The organism is Candidatus Ruminimicrobium bovinum (assembly GCF_902760015.1).
Taxonomy (GTDB): Bacteria; Elusimicrobiota; Endomicrobiia; order Endomicrobiales; family Endomicrobiaceae; genus Ruminimicrobium; species Ruminimicrobium bovinum.
This window is the reverse complement of the sequence record NZ_CACWEU010000078.1, coordinates 1-3,157: the sequence shown is the minus strand read 5'-3', so window position 1 is coordinate 3,157 and position 3,157 is coordinate 1. Positions and strand designations below refer to the sequence as shown.

Sequence of the window (3,157 nt, the reverse complement as noted above, 5' to 3'; positions counted from 1 at the left end):
GATTGTGCAATTACATTATCGATAGGGGAAAAAAGTAAAGAAAGTTATCTTGCTTACTTTAAAGCAGGTGCCAACAGGTTCCTTTTAAGGCACGAAACGGCAAACGAACAACATTATAAGAAATTGCATCCCGAAAGTTTATCTTTAAAAAACAGAAAACAATGCCTTTTTAATTTAAAAGAAATCGGTTATCATGTAGGCAGCGGTTTTATGGTTGGCTCACCTTACCAAACCATAGAGAATATTATTGAAGATTTTCGGTTTTTGCAAGAACTTAAACCCGACATGATAGGGATAGGACCTTTTATTCCCGCACAAAACACAAAATTTGAAAAATTTGAACACGGCAAACTGAATTTAACATTAAAAATAATTTCAATATTAAGGTTGTTGTTCCCTTATGCACTTATACCTTCAACAACGGCGCTCGGAACAATAGATCCGCAAGGTAGAGAACTCGGGCTTAAAGCCGGTGCAAATGTTGTTATGCCTAACCTTTCACCTTCCAAATATAGAAATTTGTATACATTATACGATGATAAAATCTGTACAAACGAAGAAGCAGCAGAATGCAGAGGTTGCTTGGAAAAAAGAGTATCTCTTGCCGGTTATAAAATAGTTACCGATATAGGTAACCCTAAAAAATCATAGAAATTTATTTTGTTATATTTGCTATAATTAAAGCATTAGTTGTAAATTAACTTTTGGAGGTTTTATTATGTTAGGAAATTTTAAATATTCAAACCCCACAAAACTTTACTTCGGAGATAATGCAATTTCTTTTCTTTCGGATGAATTAAAAAATTACGGAAACAAAATTATGCTTTCTTACGGTGGCGGTTCAATTAAGAAAAACGGTATTTATGATGAAGTGATAAGTATTCTAAAAGCAGATGGGAAAATTATTTTTGAAGATCCCGGGGTAATGGCTAACCCTACGGTTGAAAAGTTGTATGAAGGGTGTAAAATTGCAAAAGATAATGATGTGGATTTAATTTTGGCTGTTGGAGGAGGTTCGACAATAGATTATGCAAAAGCCGTTTCTGTATCAGCATGGTGTATTGAAGATCCTTGGAAAAAATATTATTTGGAAGAAAAAGAACCTGATAATAAAATTATTCCGGTTGGAAGTATTCTTACAATGGTTGGAACCGGTTCTGAAATGAACGGAGGTTCCGTTATAACAAACAATAAAGAAAAATTAAAGATAGGGCGTGTATTCGGAGATAATGTTATGCCTAAATTTTCAATATTAAATCCTAAATATACGTTTACCGTTCCTAAATATCAAATGGTATCAGGCATTTATGATGCATTTAACCATATTTGTGAACAATATTTTTCCGGAAATGACGACAATACAAGTGATTATATTTCCGAAGCTCTTATGAAATCTTTAATAGAAAGTTCTAAAATTGCGGTGAAAGATCCGCAAAATTACCAAGCAAGAAGTAATATAATGTGGTCGGCAACATGGGCATTAAATACTCTTATAGCGATGGGGAAAACTACTGATTGGGAAGTTCATATGTTAGGGCATGCAATTAGTGCTTATACAAATGCAACTCACGGTATGACTCTTTCTTCGGTATCATTGCCTTATTATAAACATATAATGCCTTATGCAATAGAAAAATTTAAAAAGTTTGCAAAAAATGTTTGGGACGTTGATGTGAAAAATATGTCCGGTAAAGATGCTGCAATTGAAGGTTTAAAGCGAATGGAAAATTGGATGAAAGAAATAGGGGTTGTATTAAATTCAAAAGAACTTGGTGTAACCGAAGATATGCTTGAAGGAATTGCAAATGCAACTTTTATTTTACAGGGCGGTTATAAAGTTCTTACACACGATGATGTTATTAATATTTTAAAAGAAAGCATGAAAAATTAATTTATTATGAAGTATTAATTAACATAAAAGGTGCTTAAAGATTTTTATCTTTAAGCACCTTTGTTTTTTTAATATTTTATTGTTATGCAGATTCCATAATAAAAATTTTTTCTTGTCAACATAAATTTGAAGATTATATGATTGGAAGATTTGAAACAAGGAGGAATTTTTATGTTTAAAAAACAGTAAAATATATTTACTTCTAACACATTTTGCTGTTGATAAAAAATATTAATTTTGATAATATGATTTAGAATTCAAATATTTTTGTAACTTTCAATATATCTGCAACAAAACAATTATGAGGTTTTTATGAAATTTTCAAATTTAATTTTAAGAATTTTTGTCAACACCGATTTACAAAAAGATATTTTATTTTTAAAAAGCATAGATTTTTTTGGAGAACTAAGTATATCGCAATTAAAAAAAATAAGAACTCATATCTATAAAAAAACCTACATAAAAAAAGAAGTTATTTATAAAAAAGGTCAACAAGCAAGGTTCCTTTGTATTGTAAAAGCAGGCAAGATAGAATTGGATGACGGTAAAAATAAAACGATTATAGGCAAAAGAGATTGGTTCGGCAACAAATATATTTTTATTGATAATGAGGTTTATACAAATACCGCAACAGCATTGGAAGATAGTGAAATATTATTAATGTATAGAGATGAAATTGAAGATTTTCTTGAAAAAGAAAAAGGTATAGGATTCAATATGTATAAAGAAATATTGAAAACACTTCATGCGATGGCACAAAATGAAAGATAACAGAATAACAAAAATTTTTATTATATCTATTTTATTTTTGCTTGTTTTGTGCGGTTTGCTTTATCTGTCAAGACAAATTATACTTCCGTTTATAGTAGCGGGGTTAATCAGTTATTTAATTTCTCCTATAATAAATAGAATTATGTTGTTAGGCATTAAAAGATGGGTTGCCGTTACTTTTTTTACTATGTTAATTGCAACCGTATTTACTTTTCTTGTTATTTTGTTAGTTCCCGTTATAAATACGGAAATAAAAACTCTTACGGAAAATTATCCGAAGTATGAAACTCTTTTTAAAGAACAATGTAATGACATTGCCGAAAAATTTCCGTTTTTAAAAAAATATACCGACAATATTACATCTTCAACGGAAAATTCCGAAAACGGAATTATGGATTTAGTTGTAAAGAAGTTAGAAACGATACCGGAACATATAACATCGGTAATATCCATAGTAACATTTATAATTTTAATTCCGATAATAACTTTTTTTTT

General features: G+C 29.6%; 4 protein-coding genes. All 4 read left to right on the top strand.

Features of this window, described 5'->3' with window-relative positions; genetic code table 11:
• Window positions 1-651 (top strand): [FeFe] hydrogenase H-cluster radical SAM maturase HydE (hydE, locus tag ACMUOV_RS02795; protein ID WP_413853530.1); only part of this gene is annotated, 651 nt, incomplete at its 5' end.
• A gap of 67 nt (window positions 652-718) precedes the next feature.
• Entirely contained in the window at window positions 719-1,891 is a 1,173-nt protein-coding gene (locus ACMUOV_RS02790) for an iron-containing alcohol dehydrogenase (protein ID WP_413853529.1), read from the top strand.
• 312 nt (window positions 1,892-2,203) lie between these two features.
• On the top strand, window positions 2,204-2,662 hold the full coding sequence (locus ACMUOV_RS02785) for a Crp/Fnr family transcriptional regulator (protein ID WP_413853528.1): 459 nt from the start codon (window positions 2,204-2,206) through the stop codon (window positions 2,660-2,662).
• The coding region (locus ACMUOV_RS02780) for an AI-2E family transporter (RefSeq protein WP_413853527.1) at window positions 2,652-3,157 on the top strand (506 nt) is incomplete at its 3' end. The genes ACMUOV_RS02785 and ACMUOV_RS02780, both read left to right, overlap by 11 nt.